Here is an 18,827-nt window from a genome sequence, read left to right on the forward strand (position 1 = left end):
TTTTATTAAGCTAATAGAATTTCTTCTGGCGATGCATAACTATTTTCCTGCAAAACTTCTGACTCATATTGGAAATATTTAAGAATACTGATGATCAGGGAAGATTGTACAACGCCGGAGTCAAAACGTACACGTAAAATTTTGTCACAATCGTCCAGATCAAAATTGGCCTGATAATCAATAAAAGTTAAATGAATCTGATCCAGCAACATATTGGCTACTTCGGGATCAGTAACGTTGGTTTTGAAAACTTCTATCATACCGGTGATTTTTAACTTTTATTTAGCCTGATTTCCCAAATTCAGTATCCCAACTTCCTCGTATTTCTCTTTGCTGTCTTTCGGTCTCCTGAGTAATGTAAGTTGAACACACTGGAAAGTTCCCGAATAATTCCATGCATTCAACTGAGCGAGAACGGTTTGCTGATCATATAAATAAACAGTCCGCATAATCGTCAGATGCAAACCTTTCATTTTCCCGCAGCGAAAAGTAGATTGAATTAATGCGTACAAATTCTTTAAGGCTTCTGATTCTACCACATTCAGGATAATGGCTTGCCCTCTTGGCCCTTTGCTGAAAATTTCAAATCCGCTGATTTCCACATCAACAGGACCGAAATTCAACAAAGCATTTTGCAATGCGCTCATCACCAAATCTTTTCCCGCTTTTTGTTTAAAAGAAAGAAAAGAAACATGCGGACGGAAATATTTCTGCTTGTCAGGCCCTACAATAACTTCCGTTTTACTTTTTAACATCACCGCATCCTCTTCTATATTTTTTGATATGGAAAGAAAGACTTCGTATTCGTACGTTACAGGTTTTTCAATAACGGGCATTTCAAATAAGTCGATTTGTGTGTTATCGTTTTCCATTTTTTCAGTTTCAAATCCTGGATCAGGGATAGTTTAGTATCTTTTATAATCTTTCGGCAAGGTACCAATTTTTATAAAAAACACTAAACTATCCTCTTTATACGAAGATTATCAAATTACTTCATGATAAACAACGTCGCGTAACTTTTGCGATAATACCAGGCTAAAAATAAATTTCCTGCTAACATAAAAATGGCGATCGGTATACCCTGAGGAGCCAAAAATACATGCACCATAAATATATTTATCGTAATTGGAAAGATGATAATGGCAGTCAGCGGGAGAAATAATCCGGCAACCAGAAGTAACCCTGCGATCAGTTCCACCGCTTTCAGGAATTGCATAAAATAACCTGATGCGACCAGACCTTCGTTAAAAAGTTTCATGGGACCACTTAGTTCCTGTGGTGGAATCAGTTTGAAAAAATAGGCAATGGATGCAAAAAGGAACATAAGACCCATTAGTACACGTACAATAATGACCGCAATTTTCATGTTTTCGTTGAAAAGTTTAGATAGGGATTCGTCTTGTAAGCGTCATTCAAACGCTTTTTGTCACTCTAATATAAAAAATTTTCAGTCTTAATTCTGAAAAGCAGCCGGATCCATCCATGATACTTCCCATAAATGTCCGTCCAGATCAGCAAAACTGTGTCCATACATAAATCCCTGATCCTGAATATCATCCCGCGCAATGCCACCGGCTTCCACCGCCAGATTCACGACCTTATCCACTTCCTCTCTGCTTTCTGCCGACAATACGACGCCGGCATGGCAATACTTTTTTAGGTCAGGGATTTCCATTTGGCTTAATTCTTTGAAAAAAGAATCTTTTATAAACATCACGGAAATATTGTCGGCGATGATCATCGTAGCAGCGTTTTCACTGGAAAACTGTGCATTAAAAGAGTACCCCAGTTTTGAGAAAAACGCCTCGGATTTGGCCGGGTCTTTAACAGGCATGTTGACGAAAATGCGATTTGTCATGATTTTAAGTTTGTTTAATAAATGCTTAATAAATTCAATTTCATCAGGCGTGTTATTGACGATATATTATTTCTCCATAATCCTTTTTAAACCGGCAAGACTTTCGTCCATGTCCTTACCCAGCATACCGCTCATAAAAAGTGTCATGATATTTAACGGATATTTGCTTGCACCCGCCATAGTCCAGGTTACTTTCGTCTGGTTTCCCGAGACAGGTTCTGTTGTCATTTTTATATGCGCCACACTTTTCATGGGTCTTTCAAAACGGATTTCGGTATCGAATTCGCTACCTTCTTTAATCTGCCTGATTTCCTGTTCTCCCTGGCCGGCCTTATCGTTTCCATTCCAGGCATATACAAACCCAACGGTTCCGTCCGTGCCCTTGTAATCCCTTTTCATATTTGGGTCCGTCATGGTCCATTTGTTAAACTGGTCCTGGTTTTTCAAATATTTGATATAATCGAAAACCTGCTGACTTGGCTTATTTACCGTCACTTCACGAGCCACTGTATATTCATTTTTAATAAAAAGCGCGGCAATTAAAACAAGCGAAACAAAAGCCACGATAACAATCAGAATAATTTTGAGAACGTTCATCTTCCTTATGTTTAGGTATTAATGAGTTATGCCACAAATGTAATGTCACCGTTTTGATAAAAAAGGGGGCAAATCCGGCAAACTTGGGGGTGGATTCCGCCAAAGATTATTTTCCGCTATTTTTGTCAAAAAATACCGACCAATACATACCGAATTGATCAACCAGCGACCCCATTCGTCCGGCAAAAAAATCTTCCAGCGGATGGGTCACTGTTCCGTTCGCAGATAGTGCTGAAAAAAATTCGTTCATTTCATCTTCACTGCTGCACGTGATGGTCAGCGAAACATTATTTCCTTTCACCATCCCATCCGGGCCAACCATGTCTGTGGCCATGAATACCATGTCACCTTTTGCCAGGCTTGCATGTAAAATATTCTTTTGCAATGCTGCCGGAAAATTTTCAGCCATGGGAGAATCCTCGATCACAATAAATTCAAGTTCCCCACCCAGACATTCCTGATAAAATGTCATTGCTTCGCGGCATTGGCCAGCGAAAGAAAGATACGCGTTAATTTGTGCCATAATGATCTATATTTTTCTGGTTTTATTACAACAAATTTAACAGCAGTAATTTAAAATAAAGGGGTGTATAAACGACTAACTTCGTGGCAGAACACGACAAAATAAAGGATATAATCAAAGTTTGATTAGCGGATGGCTCCCTTTATGCTTTTTGTTCACAAATTGATTTCTCAAATCCGCTTTTCAAATACAAAACGTATAGTACTAATAGTTAAAATCTTTTCTTGCTAACTTTGAAAACCGGATTTCTCCGGCATTTGTATAACTTTTGGTTTCAAAAACCCCTGATCGATTCTTATGTCAGACCGCAAATTTCCTATCGGCCCTTTTTTAAAACAGGACAATTACTCCAAAGAAGAACTTGAAAATTTCATTCAAAATATAGAAGCAGCGCCGGAAAAATACCGTCAGCTGGTTGAAAATCTATCCGAAGAAGAACTTGCCAAAACGTATCGTGACGACAGCTGGAATGTGCGCCAGCTTGTCCATCATGTGAGCGACATACAGTATCTCCATTACCTGCGCCTCAAAAAAGCACTTACTGAGCCGGAAAATAAAGAAACGCTGTTGATTGATATGAACGCCTGGGCTGCCACGCCGGATTCACTTTCCGCGCCAGTTTCGGATTCCTTGCTGGCTTTTGAAGGCGTAACAAAACGTTATGTTTTCCTGGCCAGAACATTATCCGAAGAACGGCTATCGATCAGCTATTACCACCCGGTCCGGCAAATTTGGTTTAACCAAAAAGATGCACTGGCAATCTCCAACTGGCATATCCACCACCATTTAGGACATTTGCAATGGGCTTTGGGCAAAGCCTGATATTTAAAAATTTATTCAGATTGAAGATGAAAGTTCCGTTGACTAATAAACGGTTCTTTTATCTGAAATAATTATTTCCAGCCACTTACACTCTATTTCCCTTTCAGCAAATCCGTAAGATCCGGGTGGAATTGTGATGTCAAAAAGTGTGTAATATCAAACTCAGCCAGTTCCAATTTATAAAACGGATCCTCACTGATTATTTCCCTCACCTCCTCCTCCGATTCCGCCAAAGCCAAAATAATCCCACCCGAACGAGGTACTTTTCTACCAGACGCCACGAATATATTTTTCTTATAATACTTTTTGAGGTATTTGACATGAGCAACCATGTGCTGGTCGAGTTCTTCAAGAGGGACGGTGTAGGTTAGGGAGATGATGAACATTTTTTTGGGATAGCTAGGAGATATGGTTCGCAATTCGATATGTTTTTTATTATGGTAAAATTGTGCCAGATTAGCATTATTTATACACTCAACTTTACTATTTAACAACAATACCCTCACAACCAAATGGGATACTTCAACGAACTAATCAAATTTCTAGAACAATCCAAGACTGATAACTTAAAGTATAAACACTTCGAGACTAGTTATGCAAATCTCAATGTAAAAGTTAGTTTCGGACAAGGAGGGCTTGCAAGGGTTTCTTGGATATCTTTCTTGCAAGATGGACAAACAACAAGCAATGGAATTTATCCAGTTTATTTGTATTATAAGAAGCAAGATTTACTAATTCTTGCCTATGGAATTAGCGAAACTCATATTCCATCTATCAATTGGGAACTTTCAAATCCAAAAACTATATCTTCTTACTTCAAGGAAAATAATTTAGGTAAACCTGATAGATATGGAGATTCGTTCGTCTACAAAATATATCCCCACTCGGAAAATTTAAGCGAGAATATCATTGACGAAGATTTAGAAAACATTGTTAACATTTATAAAAGTGCTTTGATTAATGATATCACACCTAAGAACGATAAATTAAATTTTAACTTTGATTACAAGTCATTTCACGAAAGTATACAAAGTGCTAATTTGACAATAGAACCTCGCTTCGTCTTACGTTTTATTGCTTCACTTTTAACAAAGCCATTTGTAATTCTTACTGGCCTTTCTGGTTCAGGTAAAACTAAATTAGCACAAGCATTTTCAAAATGGATTTGTGAAAGTGAGGATCAAATTTGTATTGTAGCTGTCGGTTCGGATTGGACTAACAGAGATTCTTTATTAGGTTACCCAAATGCATTAGAAAGCAATACCTATGTTCTGCCTGATAATGGAGTTCTGGATTTGATTATTAGTGCAATCGATGATCCAAATAAACCTTATTTCCTCATATTAGACGAAATGAATTTAAGTCATGTAGAAAGATACTTTGCTGATTTTTTAAGCGTCATGGAATCGGATGAAAGCATTTTACTACGTCCTGAGCACTCCAACAAGACAGAAAGAGTACCATCAAAAATCAGATTGCCAAAAAACTTATTTATCATCGGGACTGTAAATATTGATGAAACTACTTATATGTTTAGTCCAAAAGTACTTGACAGAGCCAGTGTAATTGAGTTTCGAGTAAATTTGGAAGAAATGGAATTTTTTTTAAATGTTGGTAGCAACTTAGATTTAGAAATCATTTCTTCTGTCGGTTCAAATATGGCAGAAAGCTTCTTATCCATAGCAAGAGACAAGAGTTTATTAATTTCAAATAAAGATCTTGTTAATGAAGCACTTCTAAAATTTTTCAAAGAGCTTAAATTGGTTGGAGCAGAATTTGGATATCGAAGCGCCTCAGAAATACTTCGTTTAGCAACCATAATAAATAAAATTGAGCCAGAGTGGACTACAAATGAAATTATTGATTGTGCAGTTGTTCAAAAGCTATTGCCAAAAGTTCATGGTTCGAGGCGAAAATTGGAGCCAGTATTGAAGGCGTTAGGGAAAATTTGCCTAATGGAAATGGATAAAGTAGATGAATACATAAGTCAAGACAATTTTGATTATTCTGCTATTTCACATTATCCACTAACTTTTGAAAAGATCTCCAGGATGTATAAAAGTCTTATGGAAAATGGTTTTACTAGTTATGCAGAAGCGTGATGATCAAGGACAACAATGAAGTACAAATCGACTTTATCGTAAACAAGGAACCTATTAAACTGAAAATATTTGGAGAAAATAGTTCAGTTAAAACCATATTTAAAATAGATAATGCAGAAGCAATAATTAATGGTGAGGCATCTTTTCAATTAATAGAAGGACATTTCTATGAGTACTTTATTTCTGGTAATTATCGCTTAAAAGCCTCGGAGATTATTAATCCTTCGAGAATAAATTCGTCATCAGGGCGTATTGTTCCTAATATCTATGTTGGCACTTTGACAATTGATATCCTAGATCCTAGAGATAAAAAATGTGCAGAAGTAAAAATTGAAATTCGATCAAAGAAAATTAGTTATAGGAGCGACTATCGCTTAATGCTTGAAGAGATTACTGAAAAATGTATTGATCTTTTATTACAACAGAATTCACCAACTGCGCAAAATTTTACACCCAATTTTGAAAGCGATTCAAAGACTTTATATCAACGATTCTCTTTTATAAAATCTGTCCTTACCTCCGAGGAATTCAATGATTCGATTCATAAAATCATAGCCATTCCTGTAACTAGATGGGAGGATACTGAAAAGGTGACTGATGTAACGCGCCTTCGAAAAGTTGGAAATAAGGAAATAAGACAAATGACTGGATCGGGAAATCGAATTATTCTTCCAGATAACCATTCATTAAGAAGAAATTTCAGTTCCTTACCTTCAAAAATAAATGTCATAGCAATACAAGAATCGACAGATACTCCAGAGAACCGATTTATAAAACATGCACTCATTACTTTTGCCGCCTTTATTGGAGATTTTCGAGAGAAGTCAAAAATAGGAACCCGACTTAACGAGGAAGCTTCTCAATTAGAAAATTACTTAGATAACCTTCTTAATAATTCTCTTTTCAAGAAAATTGGAAGTCCTACAATTATTCCACTTAATAGTCCGACCTTACAACGAAAGGAAGGATACAAGGAGGTGTTAAAAGCTTGGTTAATGTTCGACTTAGCAGCAAAACTTATATGGCAAGGAGGAGATGAAGTATATGAAGCTGGAAAAAGAGACGTTGCAGTTCTATATGAATATTGGTTATTCTTCCAACTTCTTGATCTCATAAAAGATACATTTCAAATTGAACCAAAAAGTATTGAGCAATTAATAAAACCTACAAAAGACGGATTAGGCTTACAATTAAAACAAGGAAAACATATTGCAATTAACGGAATTCATGAAAATTCTTCTCGCAAATTAAATGTAGAATTTAGCTTTAATCGTCCTTTTTCAGGGAAAAAGAATTATCCCAATGCTGGAAGTTGGACAAAAGGTATGAGACCAGATTTCACCCTTTCAATTTGGCCATTTGGTATAGATCAACAGCAAGCAGAAATCGAAGAATTAATCATCCATATCCATTTCGATGCTAAATACAAAGTTGAAGGCATATCAACAATTTTTGATAATGAAATCCAAGACGAAGATTTAGAAGAGACCCTTAACACTGAGGAGAAGGAAAACGATAAAGGCAATTTTAAGCGAATTGATCTGCTAAAAATGCACTCTTACAAAGATGCTATCCGAAGAACAGCTGGTGCTTATATACTCTATCCAGGTAATTCAGAAAAATCTTATCAAAGACAAGGTTTTCATGAAGTCATTCCTGGACTAGGTGCATTTGCAATTAAACCTTCAAAATTGAATAATGGAATTGGAGAATTGAAAGTTTTTTTAAATGACGTCGTTCAACATTTTCTTAACAGAGCGTCACAAAGAGAAAAAATAGCATTTAAGAATTTTGATGTTTACAATTCTAATAATAAAGATGAACTAAGAGAGCCCTTACCAGAAACGTTTGGAAAAAATAGAAGTCTAATTCCTGACGACACATCTGTTTTAATTGGCTTTTATAAAAATGAAGAGCACCTAAATTGGATACTTAAAAACAAGCTGTACAATTTCCGGACCGGAACAGATAGTGGCTCCCTCTCTCTTGGCATTCAAGAAATTAATGCTCGTTTTTTAGTTTTGCACGGCCCTGGCAAAATAGTAACGAGATTGATTTATAATTTGAAAAATGGCGGACCAAAGATATTTTCGAAGCAGGATTTAGAACGAAAAAGATATCCTAATCCAAGTGGAGATCTATATTTAGTTTATCAATTTGATGACGAAATAGATTTAATTTTTAAGAATCAAAAATGGGATATTTCAAAACTATCAAAATATAAGGGTGGTAGATCTTCTGGAATCCCATTTGTTGTTACCTTGACTGAATTAATGAAAGTTGTTGCAAAGTAATTTAATTAGAAATCTTGCTTGTTGCCTTTTGATATATTAGATATGCTTGATTTTTCAAACAGTCTTATCAAAGTAAATAGCTTATTAATAAATTCTCTCTCATGAACCTATCCCCCACCCTCTTCCTCCTCCTAATCACCCTCACCACCCAAGTCCAAAACCTCGCCATCGTCTTCATCGGCAATAGCATTACCATAGGCAAAGGAGGCCCGAATGGATTTCCACCACCGACGCATACGGTTAACTTTTTGAAGGAACAGAAAGGGGTTCAGGATGTGACTTTTGCTAATTTGGGAAGAAGTGGGTCTACTACTTTGGATTGGCTGCCGGGGAGCGGGAAGTATTTTGTAAAAGTGATTGAGGCGGCTGACAGTTTATTTCTTAAAAAGGATCATCAGCTGATTTTTTCCATGAAACTGGGGACGAATGACAGTGCCATCCAGGGGCCGAATGGTTCGCCGGTTTCCAAAGAAAATTACAAGAAAAATATGCAGACCATTATTTCGGAGCTGCTAAAAAAATATCCCGGCAGCAAGGTAATCGTACATCATCCGATATGGTACAGTACCAATACTTACAATAGCTCAAAATATCTGAGAGAAGGTCTGGACAGGCTGCAAACCTATATTCCTGAAATTGACGATATGATTTCCGAATACAAAACTTCGGATCCTGGACGTGTTTTTAAGGGTGATACCAAGGCTTTTAAATACTTCAAAAAACATTATCTCAAATTGCTAAAACCGGAAAAAGGTCAGCAGGGCACATTTTATCTGCATCCGAATGAAGAAGGTGTTATGGTTTTGGGCAAATATTGGGCGAAGGCTATTGAAAAAAGAATGCTCTGATGTAGTGCATTTCTCTTTTTCCAATCTGCCCTTTCGCTTTCAACTATTGAATGATTTTTGAAGTAACTTTCAATTCAGTGCCTCAAAAATCTCCTTCCTTAATAAAAAACGGCATCCCGTTACTTTCAATCACTTCCCAGTCATCCCCGCCAAACTCGGCCTCACAATATTCTTCATAACAAACTTCTGCATCAAAAATTCTCAGCATAACTGTCACGATCATAGGATATAATTCCATGTCGTCGATTTCAAATGCGAGCTGGATAATATCGACAGAATCGCTGTAACAGGCCATAAAAACCTGGAATTGTCGCCATGATTTTTCCTTTGTTTTGTCGAGATAAGCCGTTTCACCGCCAGCATTTTTGATTTCTTCGTATTCGATATCCCAGAATATTTCCCATTCCAGAAGCATTTCAGGCAGGAAAATATGTTTTTCTATCCCGCCGGCGTCGTTGTAAATTTTACTCCAGATAAATTTGCTGGTCATCATACCTATTTCGGCGTAGGATTTCTTTTCAATGAAAGACCTCAGACGGGTTTTAAGCCCTGCAACGGTATCCATTTGAAAATCGTCACCATCTTCCGTACCAAATTCCAGCGTATTGTCAATGACAAGGGCTTCATACTCTTCATTCCCTAATCCCGAAAATTTCTCAAAAGCTGCAATAAACTGGTCATAGGACGGTATTCCTTCGGAAGCATTTTCATCATCAAACATCTTGCGCGCTATGCCCTGAATGCCGGATTCTTCTGTAATGGCCTCCACTTCACTTTTTAATTTGTTCAAAATATCAGTCGCTCTTTCCATTTTTAACGCTTCGTAACGTTCTTCCAAAAAGGCTTTAAAACTCATGAGCGAATAAAAATAAGGATCGTCCGGCGACACTTCGTCATTTTCCAAGTCCCATTCATCTTCATCGACACCATAGTGTAAAGGAAAAGAAACGCTATCCGAGTCTTCCGTAATGCGGCAATACAAATTTTCTTCCTCTGCTGTATTTAAAAAATAAGTGATTTCCATATAGTCCCGTTTTATAAAGCGGCATCACCGCATTTTAAATTTTTATTCTTTAACGAATTACCAAACCAGCGAATAAGCACTGCTCCTACCTCCTCCGCCCTCTTTCATGAGCATTCCTTTGGCGATTAAATCTGAGATATCCCTGCCAGCCGTATCCTGTGAACATTTCGTGATTTTGGCCCACTTTGAAGATGTAAGTTTCCCAAAAAAACCTTCCTGCATTTTGTTGATCATGAGCCGCAAGGACTCTATCCCTGCAAAATCCGGATCAAATCCTCATTCAAATAATATACCTCTTTTCCCTGCCTTCGCGGGATCAATATTTTCGCAGTGACCAGTTCGTCCATGTACTTTGTAAGTGTAGTACGGGATGTTTTTTGCAAAACAGGAGCAAGATTTTGCGGCTTGCAATAAGGCTGAGAAAATATCACTTCGTTAATCTCTTTATTATACCATTTGATATGCGCTTTTCCATAGGCAAGTGTTTCTGCCATTTGTCTGATAATATCGTCAATAAGAGAGCTGGTCAAAAGTGCAGTATTTTCAACGGCATCCAACATAAAAAGTATCCAGTTCTTCCATGCTCCACGTTGTGTAACAGCCCCTAAATGATAGTAGTAGTCTTCCTTGTTGATAATAATATATTTGGAAAGATAGAGAACAGGTTGGATCAGCAATTTCTTTTGAACCAGATAAAGCAGGTTTAAAATCCGTCCGGTACGGCCATTGCCATCATGAAACGGGTGTATGGCTTCAAATTGGTAATGTGCAATGCACATTTTTACCAGGGCATCAACTGCATACTTTTCGTCATCGTTCAGGAAGTCAATCAGGTTATCCATTAAAGCTTCGATAATCCCTTCTCCCCGTGGCGGCGTATAAATGATTTCTCCTGCCCGAAATTCACTCTGTCCACGTTTAATAACCACCTGTGCATGTGGTGAACGCCAGGTAGAGGCGGTATTCTTAATTTGTTGAAAAATATGCGTGATCAGATCCACATCAATCACATTTTTCACTTCCAGTTGTTGATAACCTGCCCACATTGCCTCCCGGTAACGCAGCACTTCTTTGGTGGCGGTGTCTGTTTGCTCTCCTTTTAAAGTGTCGGTAATCGCCCTATAAAGTTCATCCCCGGTTGTGAAAATATTCTCGATTTCTGTGGAAGTCCGCGCCTCCTGTAATGCAATGGTATTCACCAACATCAATGGGTTTGGCAATCTCATTACGTTGCTATTTACGGTAGCTAATGCCCTTGAAGAAAGAACCAGTTTTTTTAAAATTTCAAGATCATTGACAATTTCCTCGGATGGAGGCAATGGCAAAAGGTCATTAAAAGGTTTGTTGCGATCATACATAGTCAAATCACATGTCCAGTTTTTTTCGATACTTGAACACGTTACAAATATATGTCCATTTTCTGAACATAAAAATGAATCATGTTCAATATTATAAAAAAATGAACACGTAAATTTGAACAAAATGTATTGGATTTAATAAACACTCAGTTAAAATCGTTGTCTTCGCTTGCGCAGTAACTTGTCCTCACAAGACCAGCCCATAACCCGTACTTCTGCCACCACCATTTTCTTTAAAAAGCACATTTTTGATGAGTAAATTCTGGATATCACGTCCGGCGGTATCCTGTGAACATTTTGTGATTTTGGCCCACTTTGACGATGTAAGTTTCCCAAAAAAATCTTCCTGCATTTTGTTGATCATCACACGCTGCCGCTCGTTCAGTGGTACCTCTGCATATTTGTCCCAAAAGGTAACTCTTTGCAAAACTACATTCAGCGTTTCTTCGGTCAATTGCAACGCATCACGCATGCAGGATAAAAACCATTGAAGCCAAAGTGTTATATCCAGATTATCCTTTTGCGTTTTTTCAAGAATTGCATAATATTCATTTCTCCGTTTTCTGATTTGCGCGGACATGCTGTAATACCGCTCGCCGCTGCCTTCCGTCCGGGCAAGCTGCATATCCGCTATCGCCCGCGCGATCCGGCCGTTTCCATCATCAAACGGGTGGATGGTTACAAACCATACATGAGCGATTCCGGATTTTATCACCGGATCTATGTTGACAGAACTGTTAAACCATGTCAAAAATTGCTCCATTTCATCTTCAATCCGTGTCGCATCCGGTGCTTCAAAATGTACCGTTTCTTTTCCCAACGGTCCGGAAACTACCTGCATCGGCCCTTTCTCATTGTCCCGCCATTTTCCGGTTAATATCGGGTACATACCACTTCGTCCGGACGGGAACAAAGATGATTGCCAACCCAGTAACCGGTCTTTTGTCAGTTCACTTTTATAATTTTGGGTAGCATCAAGCGTCATTTCCACCACGCCATCCACATTTCGGTCGGAAGGGACGAGCCCGGCGATTTCTATGCCCAGCCGTCTTGCGATGGAGGAACGTACTTCTTCACGGCCCAGTACTTCGCCTTCAATTTCAGACGATTTTAATACATCTTCGGTTAGCGTTTTGAGTATCGTTTCAGATTTTGACGATAAACCAAAAGCTTCCATTCGCCCGGTGATTTTCCCCTGAAAATAGCGCACCTCTCCCAAAACTGTCGAAAGCTCAGCTTCGTCCCAACTAAATTGAGGCCAGTTTTTTCTTTGGTGGATGTATAAGCTCATAACATCATGCGATTATTACACAAACAATCTCCGCAAATTTGCGGAGATTAACAAATTTATTCTCCGCATCGTTAATTTTTTAGAATTTAATTTATTGACTTATTATATTACATATAAATTTATAATGTATTAATATTCAATGCATTAAACATAAATTAATTGATTATAACAATAGTTTTTAGTTAAATCTGATAATTTTAATCTCCGCAAATTTGCGGAGATTAATTTACTTATTCTCCGCATGTTCATTGTAATCAACAAAAATATTAATCCAGATTGCTCTTCCCAGACGAATGATTATTGGCTGTAAGGAGAATAAAATGATGGTGATCGCGACAAAAAACCATTCTAGCTGCATTTTTACAAAGACAAGTAACAGAACAGATAATAGCGTCATCAGGAAAATGACTATTGGAAAACTTGTCCACAAGGCACCGATGTAAAAACCGGGTTCGATTTTAAAATCCTGTTCGCAAACGGGACAATTGTCCGGCATTTTTAATCCGTCTTTCAGGCTGTATGGATTCCGCTTCATGAACAGGTTTCCCTGATGGCAACGCGGACATTTCATCCTGACGACGTTTACTATTTTGGACATTTTACTTTTATATTGATCGTTGGTGGTATTTGAATCTTTTGGCCTGGTGCCGGATTTGTCTACCCGTCCGACGGCGGAAAAAGCCGTCGGACGGGTGGCACGTAGAACGTATTTTGCTTATTTAAATATTTGACCAACTACTTTCCAGCCATTTGGGCCCGGATTCTGCTTAATGATGGGCCTTTAATTCCAAGATAAGAAGCCACATGTCCCAATGAAACGCGGTTGGCGACTTCCGGAAATTCAGTTAATAAAGAAACATAACGATCTTCGGCCGACTGGCTTAATAATCCTTCGGCTTTGGTTTGGCTGTAAACATAATATTGCTCGGCCAGCACTCGCCCAAAACGTTCCCAGGCATGTGATTGCGGATAAAGCGATAATAAATTTTCATGACTGATCACCATCAATTCAGAATCTTCGAGTGCTTCTATACTATATGGACAAGCCGTTTGTGTAAGGAAACTTTTCAGGGAAACCAGAAATGTATTTTCAGGGACGAAATAAATGTTATGCTCAACTTCCGTTTTTAAATCAGTGTAATAAACGCGGAACAATCCTTTGTTGATAAATCCAATTTGCCTGCAAACTGAATTCCTGAAATTAAAAAATTCGTTTTTCTTAATCGTGCGGTGTGTCCACATATGATCCGCCAACCGGATATCTTCTTCTCCCACCTTTGCAAACTGACTAAGGCTATTGTGTAGGATTTCCTTGTGATTTAAAAGCATTGCAACATTCCGATTTTAAGAAATTAAACTGTGGATTTTCAAATTTAAAACGACTGGTTTTCCTCCGTGTTTCATAGAACTAAGTTACCACTTATTTCCCGCACTCGTTTCCATCAAAATTATATTTTATACGTCATCGTCGCTTTTTAACCTATGTGAAAATTATTGGTAGAGGCCGCCTCTACCTTTGACCTATCAAAAAACAAACAAATAATTTTTCAAAAACATAATCCTTAAATACAATGAAAACGATTATCACATCTTTGGTAATTTTGCTTACCATAGCAATATCCTCATGTAATTCAGAATCCAGTCCAACACCGGAAAAGAAAGGAGAAACTGTTGTTTTAGTCCATGGTGCATGGCAGGGAACCTTTACCTGGGTTACCGTTAAAAGTAATTTAGAGAAAAAAGGGTTTACGGTGATTGCGGTAGAGTTGCCTGCTCACGGAGATGACACTACGCCTGTTGCCGGTTTAACGCTGGATAGTTACAGCGCGAAAGTAATTTCAGTGATTGAAGCACAATCTTCCAAAGTAATTCTGGTTGGTCATAGTTTGGGTGGTATGGTGATTTCCGCAGTTGCTGAAAAGATTCCAACCAAAATAGCCAAACTTGTCTATTTGGCCGCATTCCTCCCTCAAAACCAGCAGTCATTATTCGAGCTTTCCAGCGCTGATAAACAATCACTTTTAGGGACTGCTTTGGAAGTGAGTGCTGATCAGTCAACAATTGCAGTAAAGTCAGATAGCCTGATCAATATTTTCTGTCAGGATGGAAGTGCTGAAATTAAAAAGCTTTTGTTGTCAAAAAACAGAACTGAGCCGCTTTTGCCTTTTACAAATAAAGTGACTTTGACGGATGTAAATTTTGGAAGTGTCGCCAAATATTACATTCATACGATCAACGACCACGCGATTGGTATTAATTTGCAGGATCAGATGATTAAAACGACTACGATTACAAAAGTGTACAGTTTGATGGCGGGACATACTGCTCATCTTTCTCAGCCTAATGAAGTTTCAGCGATTATTGAAGAGGTTGCTGCGATTAAATAATCGTCATTTCTTAATTAACACCCTCTCAGAACTTTGGTTTTGGGAGGGTTTTTCTTGTTTATAGTTCTGTTTTTTGGGGCTTTAATTAGTTTTGCTTAACCGTCGGACGGTAGAAAAAACCGTCCGACGGGTGGCCCGAACACGTTTTCCTGAGAAATAATGTTGTTCTGGGCTCCCGTCCGACGGCTTTTTCGACGTTGGACGGGTAAAAAACCCTGTTAAAATCTACCACTACCCTTTACACAATAATATCAAAACCAACTATTTTCTTATAACCGGCCTTAATCCGCGCATGGCTTTTGTACCAATTGCAGGCATTTTTGCAGGTAACTTCAATAGTGTAGATTCTGGTTTTGGATATTCTACATAACCAGACAAATATCTTTCAATAATGAAATCCACTTCACGCTCAAATCCGAGAGAAGGCTGATCAGCGTAAGCTGTCATGTCATATAATTTCCGGTGCCAGATCGCTACATCCAGATTTCCGTTCAGGACATAAACATTTTCAAACCCTTTATCAAATTTGAAATGAATCCCTTTTTCTGCATTTATAATCAGATTTTCCGGGTTTCCTGTCAAAGTAATGGGCATGTAAGTTTTCTTTTCATAAACAAATCCGCCGTGACTTGTCTTGATATATTCCCGCATCGCTCTCGGCGCGTCACCAACAAATAGCACATCCACAAGCAGAATTTGTTTGGCTGCATGAAACTGATCAGCGGTAGTAATTAAAGGAAGCTGCGAAATTCTAATCATTTTAAAATTGTAAAAATGGATACTGTTTGTAAAAACAGTTCAGGAAATAATAACATTCAAAAGTAAACAATCCGCAATACAGATTTTGATCTAAGTATTTGTTTTTATCAAAATCTAACTCGGAATTTCAACTACGTGGTTCTATATAAAAATCGATCATACTTTTACAAATTACCTGTTTGAAATAACCCTTTACGATGGTATCTTTACGGCATAAATACTGATAAAAAATAAATTTCGTCATTGGAAAAAGTAACCGCTGGCATATTTTTTTAGTCCGACTCATAAAGGTTTTATGTAAAACCTCGCTCTATTAACACCAAAAAGGGAATCCGGAATAAAATCCTGATTCCCTTAATTTTTTAGTAAATTGAGTATGAGACCGTTCAATAATAAATTCAAAAAAATCGAAATTAATCTTACCGGCATGATAATTATGTCTGGTAACTTAACACCTCAAATGAATAATCACCTCTTAAAGAAATCCTGAATCATGATTAAGGTACTAAGAAACATTGCAATCCTGGGCGAAGGCATTAACAATTTTAACGAAAAATATGCTGAACTTGAAAGAGAAAACCCTACCGAAGCGGTCATTATTGATCCTGACGGAATTGTAAATGCGTACAGTTATGATGGTTTTGCATTTTTGAACGAAAACTGGTACGAGAAATATAGTCAAAACTGGCAGACGGATTCATCTGCGATAGATAAACTTTTGACAAGTCTGGTAAAAGCGTCATCCAGCCATTCCACTTCTGTTAATCTGACAAAAATAAAGGATTATTTATCTAGTCCGCCTGAATCCATCGAAGAGACTATAAAAGTATGGAAAGCATTTTATGATCCTCATTTCAAAGATATCTGAAGGTATAATGATTTTTGGTAGGTAAAAATCCAACGGTTATGGAATTAATTTCTGGTTGGAAATTATCCCGGAAATATAAAAAGCTGGCCAGATATGGATATAAACATACCTGGCCAGCTTAATCAAAATATTCTAAAATTTATTCCTTCACAATCACATCATGCGCTCCACCTTCAACAATACTAACAGAAGATACCAATGTAATTTTTGCTTTTTCTTTTAACAACGGGATTGAAATAGTTCCACAGCTGCACATTGTTGATTTAATTTTACCAACCGTAACAGCCAGATTATCTTTCAAAGTACCAGCATAAGGAACGTAACTGTCTACACCTTCTTCAAATTTCAGGCCATCTGCTGTATCGCCCATGTCGTAACGCTGCCAGTTACGCGCGCGGTTGGAACCTTCTCCCCAATACTCTTTAACGTAATTTCCGCCAACCATAAGTTTACGTGTCGGACTTTCGTCAAAACGGGCAAAATATCTTCCCATCATCAAAAAATCAGCACCCATTGCCAGCGCAAGTACCATGTGATAATCCTGGGCAATTCCACCATCAGAACAAATAGGAACATAAACTCCGGTTTCTTTGAAATATTCATCACGGGCATCTGCTACTTCAATCAGAGCTGTTGCCTGCCCACGGCCAATACCTTTTGTTTCTCTTGTGATGCAAATAGATCCACCGCCAACGCCCACTTTAATAAAGTCCGCACCTGCTTCAACCAGATATAAAAAGCCTTCTTTATCCACTACATTACCAGCACCCACTTTTACTTTTCCACCAAATTCGCTTTTGATGTATTCAAGTGTTTCCTTTTGCCATTCTGAAAATCCGTCTGACGAATCGATGCACAACACATCCGCACCCGCTTCAACCAACGCAGGCACTCTTTCCTTGTAATCTCTTGTGTTGATACCAGCCCCAACGATCAGTTTCTTTTGAGAATCAGACAATTCCAGAGGATTATCCTTATGGTTATCATAATCCTTTCTGAACACAAAAAACTTGAAATTATTATTTTCATCAATTACCGGAAGACTATTAAGCTTGTGCTCCCAAATAATATCATTTGCTTCTTTCAGGGAAATTCCAAGTTCGGCCGTTACAAGACTTGAAAAAGGTGTCATAAAATCTTTCACCTTTTTATCCAGGCTGTCATTCGTAACACGGTAATCTCTGCTTGTTACGATACCTAGCAATTTGCCTTCTGCATTTCCATTGTCTGTAATCGCGATCGTGGAGTGCCCGGTTTTTCCTTTTAAAAGTATGACATCTTTTAATGTATGTTCTTCGGTAAGATTAGCGGTGCTAATCACAAAACCAGACTTGTGATTTTTCACTTTTCTAATCATTTCTGACTGTTCTTCAATGGATTGAGAACCAAAAATGAAAGAGAGCCCTCCATTTTTCGCCAGCGCAATAGCCATATTATCATCAGAAACCGACTGCATAATGGCTGATACAAAAGGAACATTTAGTTCAATATCGGATGCTTCTCCCTTATTAAATTTAGTTAAAGGCGTTTTCAATGACACCTTATTAGGAACACAATCCTTGGTTGTCAAACCAGGAATTAACAGGTATTCGCTAAAAGTTCTTGATGTTTCGTTTAAATACTGAGCCATTTTATCTGTTTTTAAAATTAATCGCAATCATGTCCGGGAATACTGCCGATGAGAAAAACCGTTTTCCTAACAATATGTATTGAAGAAAAATAAGATTTAACCGATAAGACTGTTTTACCGAAAAAGAAAAAACGAGCTGTTTTTTGAAGTTTAAAACTGAATACAGATTTCTTTTTAAATCTGTTAAGAAAATTAGATTATTTACTTTGCCGGTTTGAAGTAATGAAGCTGGAAACAATTTCGGATCCCAAACATCAAAATTTACTGGAACATTATTGTGGAAAGTACTGAAATGAAGGATATTATAATATTCTAAAAATATTTTTAAAACTGCCGTTCTGTACCACTGTTGCTTTTTTCCTGCAACTTTCCGGCTTTTTGAACCGGGCACTTCGACAAAATTGAACCCTGTTTCCATAAAATATATTTATAGAGAACATCTTTTCCAGGAAATAATTCACTTACG

The 18,827-nt window shown here is 37.8% G+C and carries 21 protein-coding genes; 6 read left to right on the forward strand and 15 right to left on the reverse strand.

Going from position 1 to position 18,827, the window contains the following annotated elements; translation table 11 throughout:
• Nucleotides 1-5: 5 nt before the first annotated feature.
• From FZF08_RS07655 to FZF08_RS07680, 6 genes are all read right to left on the reverse strand, one after another.
• Nucleotides 6-260, reverse strand: coding sequence for a hypothetical protein (locus FZF08_RS07655; RefSeq protein WP_159468052.1), 255 nt, complete (start codon nucleotides 258-260; stop codon nucleotides 6-8).
• An 18-nt stretch (nucleotides 261-278) separates the two neighbouring features.
• A complete protein-coding gene (locus FZF08_RS07660; protein ID WP_159468053.1) occupies nucleotides 279-872 on the reverse strand; it encodes a 2'-5' RNA ligase family protein in 594 nt (197 codons plus the stop codon).
• Between the two features lie 116 nt (nucleotides 873-988).
• Nucleotides 989-1,366 (reverse strand): DoxX family membrane protein, encoded by a 378-nt coding sequence (locus FZF08_RS07665; RefSeq protein ID WP_159468054.1) that lies wholly within the window; start codon nucleotides 1,364-1,366, stop codon nucleotides 989-991.
• An 87-nt stretch (nucleotides 1,367-1,453) separates the two neighbouring features.
• The gene (locus FZF08_RS07670; protein ID WP_159468055.1) at nucleotides 1,454-1,858 is read right to left on the reverse strand and encodes a VOC family protein; all 405 of its coding nucleotides are present in this window, start codon (nucleotides 1,856-1,858) and stop codon (nucleotides 1,454-1,456) included.
• A gap of 66 nt (nucleotides 1,859-1,924) precedes the next feature.
• Complete coding sequence (locus tag FZF08_RS07675) at nucleotides 1,925-2,455, reverse strand: SRPBCC family protein (protein ID WP_159468056.1); 531 nt, start codon at nucleotides 2,453-2,455, stop codon at nucleotides 1,925-1,927.
• A 106-nt stretch (nucleotides 2,456-2,561) separates the two neighbouring features.
• On the reverse strand, nucleotides 2,562-2,978 hold the full coding sequence (locus tag FZF08_RS07680; RefSeq protein ID WP_159468057.1) for a VOC family protein: 417 nt from the start codon (nucleotides 2,976-2,978) through the stop codon (nucleotides 2,562-2,564).
• A gap of 297 nt (nucleotides 2,979-3,275) precedes the next feature.
• Here FZF08_RS07680 and FZF08_RS07685 point away from each other — a divergent pair, with 297 nt between their 5' ends.
• Nucleotides 3,276-3,800, forward strand: coding sequence for a DinB family protein (locus FZF08_RS07685; RefSeq protein WP_159468058.1), 525 nt, complete (start codon nucleotides 3,276-3,278; stop codon nucleotides 3,798-3,800).
• A gap of 92 nt (nucleotides 3,801-3,892) precedes the next feature.
• Here FZF08_RS07685 and FZF08_RS07690 read toward each other — a convergent pair whose 3' ends face one another.
• A complete protein-coding gene (locus FZF08_RS07690; RefSeq protein ID WP_159468059.1) occupies nucleotides 3,893-4,186 on the reverse strand; it encodes a YciI family protein in 294 nt (97 codons plus the stop codon).
• 126 nt (nucleotides 4,187-4,312) lie between these two features.
• Between FZF08_RS07690 and FZF08_RS07695 the strand changes: the two genes are divergently transcribed.
• From FZF08_RS07695 to FZF08_RS07705, 3 genes are all read left to right on the forward strand, one after another.
• Nucleotides 4,313-5,902, forward strand: coding sequence for an MrcB family domain-containing protein (locus tag FZF08_RS07695; protein WP_159468060.1), 1,590 nt, complete (start codon nucleotides 4,313-4,315; stop codon nucleotides 5,900-5,902).
• Nucleotides 5,902-8,196 carry a DUF2357 domain-containing protein gene (locus FZF08_RS07700; RefSeq protein WP_159468061.1) on the forward strand — a complete coding sequence of 765 codons (2,295 nt, stop codon included), beginning with the start codon at nucleotides 5,902-5,904 and terminating at the stop codon, nucleotides 8,194-8,196. The genes FZF08_RS07695 and FZF08_RS07700 overlap by 1 nt, the downstream gene beginning before the upstream one ends.
• A gap of 101 nt (nucleotides 8,197-8,297) precedes the next feature.
• The gene (locus FZF08_RS07705) at nucleotides 8,298-9,044 is read left to right on the forward strand and encodes a GDSL-type esterase/lipase family protein (protein ID WP_159468062.1); all 747 of its coding nucleotides are present in this window, start codon (nucleotides 8,298-8,300) and stop codon (nucleotides 9,042-9,044) included.
• 82 nt (nucleotides 9,045-9,126) lie between these two features.
• Here the strand turns inward: FZF08_RS07705 and FZF08_RS07710 are convergent, their stop codons facing one another.
• The 6 genes from FZF08_RS07710 to FZF08_RS07735 form a co-directional block, all read right to left on the reverse strand.
• Complete coding sequence (locus FZF08_RS07710) at nucleotides 9,127-10,068, reverse strand: hypothetical protein (protein ID WP_159468063.1); 942 nt, start codon at nucleotides 10,066-10,068, stop codon at nucleotides 9,127-9,129.
• 57 nt (nucleotides 10,069-10,125) lie between these two features.
• Nucleotides 10,126-10,302, reverse strand: a complete 177-nt coding sequence (locus FZF08_RS07715; protein WP_159468064.1) for a hypothetical protein — start codon at nucleotides 10,300-10,302, stop codon at nucleotides 10,126-10,128.
• Nucleotides 10,303-10,316: 14 nt separating this feature from the next.
• Nucleotides 10,317-11,426, reverse strand: a complete 1,110-nt coding sequence (locus FZF08_RS07720; protein WP_159468065.1) for a Fic family protein — start codon at nucleotides 11,424-11,426, stop codon at nucleotides 10,317-10,319.
• 187 nt (nucleotides 11,427-11,613) lie between these two features.
• A complete protein-coding gene (locus FZF08_RS07725; RefSeq protein WP_159468066.1) occupies nucleotides 11,614-12,717 on the reverse strand; it encodes a Fic family protein in 1,104 nt (367 codons plus the stop codon).
• Between the two features lie 226 nt (nucleotides 12,718-12,943).
• Nucleotides 12,944-13,315 (reverse strand): DUF983 domain-containing protein, encoded by a 372-nt coding sequence (locus FZF08_RS07730; RefSeq protein WP_159468067.1) that lies wholly within the window; start codon nucleotides 13,313-13,315, stop codon nucleotides 12,944-12,946.
• Nucleotides 13,316-13,452: 137 nt separating this feature from the next.
• Nucleotides 13,453-14,046, reverse strand: a complete 594-nt coding sequence (locus FZF08_RS07735; RefSeq protein WP_159468068.1) for a Crp/Fnr family transcriptional regulator — start codon at nucleotides 14,044-14,046, stop codon at nucleotides 13,453-13,455.
• A 242-nt stretch (nucleotides 14,047-14,288) separates the two neighbouring features.
• Between FZF08_RS07735 and FZF08_RS07740 the strand changes: the two genes are divergently transcribed.
• Nucleotides 14,289-15,104 carry an alpha/beta fold hydrolase gene (locus tag FZF08_RS07740; RefSeq protein ID WP_159468069.1) on the forward strand — a complete coding sequence of 272 codons (816 nt, stop codon included), beginning with the start codon at nucleotides 14,289-14,291 and terminating at the stop codon, nucleotides 15,102-15,104.
• A gap of 261 nt (nucleotides 15,105-15,365) precedes the next feature.
• Here the strand turns inward: FZF08_RS07740 and FZF08_RS07745 are convergent, their stop codons facing one another.
• On the reverse strand, nucleotides 15,366-15,863 hold the full coding sequence (locus FZF08_RS07745) for a hypothetical protein (RefSeq protein WP_159468070.1): 498 nt from the start codon (nucleotides 15,861-15,863) through the stop codon (nucleotides 15,366-15,368).
• A gap of 493 nt (nucleotides 15,864-16,356) precedes the next feature.
• Between FZF08_RS07745 and FZF08_RS07750 the strand changes: the two genes are divergently transcribed.
• Nucleotides 16,357-16,731, forward strand: a complete 375-nt coding sequence (locus tag FZF08_RS07750; RefSeq protein ID WP_159468071.1) for a hypothetical protein — start codon at nucleotides 16,357-16,359, stop codon at nucleotides 16,729-16,731.
• 139 nt (nucleotides 16,732-16,870) lie between these two features.
• Here FZF08_RS07750 and FZF08_RS07755 read toward each other — a convergent pair whose 3' ends face one another.
• Nucleotides 16,871-18,361 (reverse strand): IMP dehydrogenase, encoded by a 1,491-nt coding sequence (locus FZF08_RS07755; RefSeq protein ID WP_159468072.1) that lies wholly within the window; start codon nucleotides 18,359-18,361, stop codon nucleotides 16,871-16,873.
• Nucleotides 18,362-18,827 lie beyond the last annotated feature (466 nt).

This window comes from Dyadobacter sp. 3J3, from assembly GCF_009801115.1.
In the GTDB taxonomy this organism is placed as follows: domain Bacteria; phylum Bacteroidota; class Bacteroidia; order Cytophagales; family Spirosomataceae; genus Dyadobacter.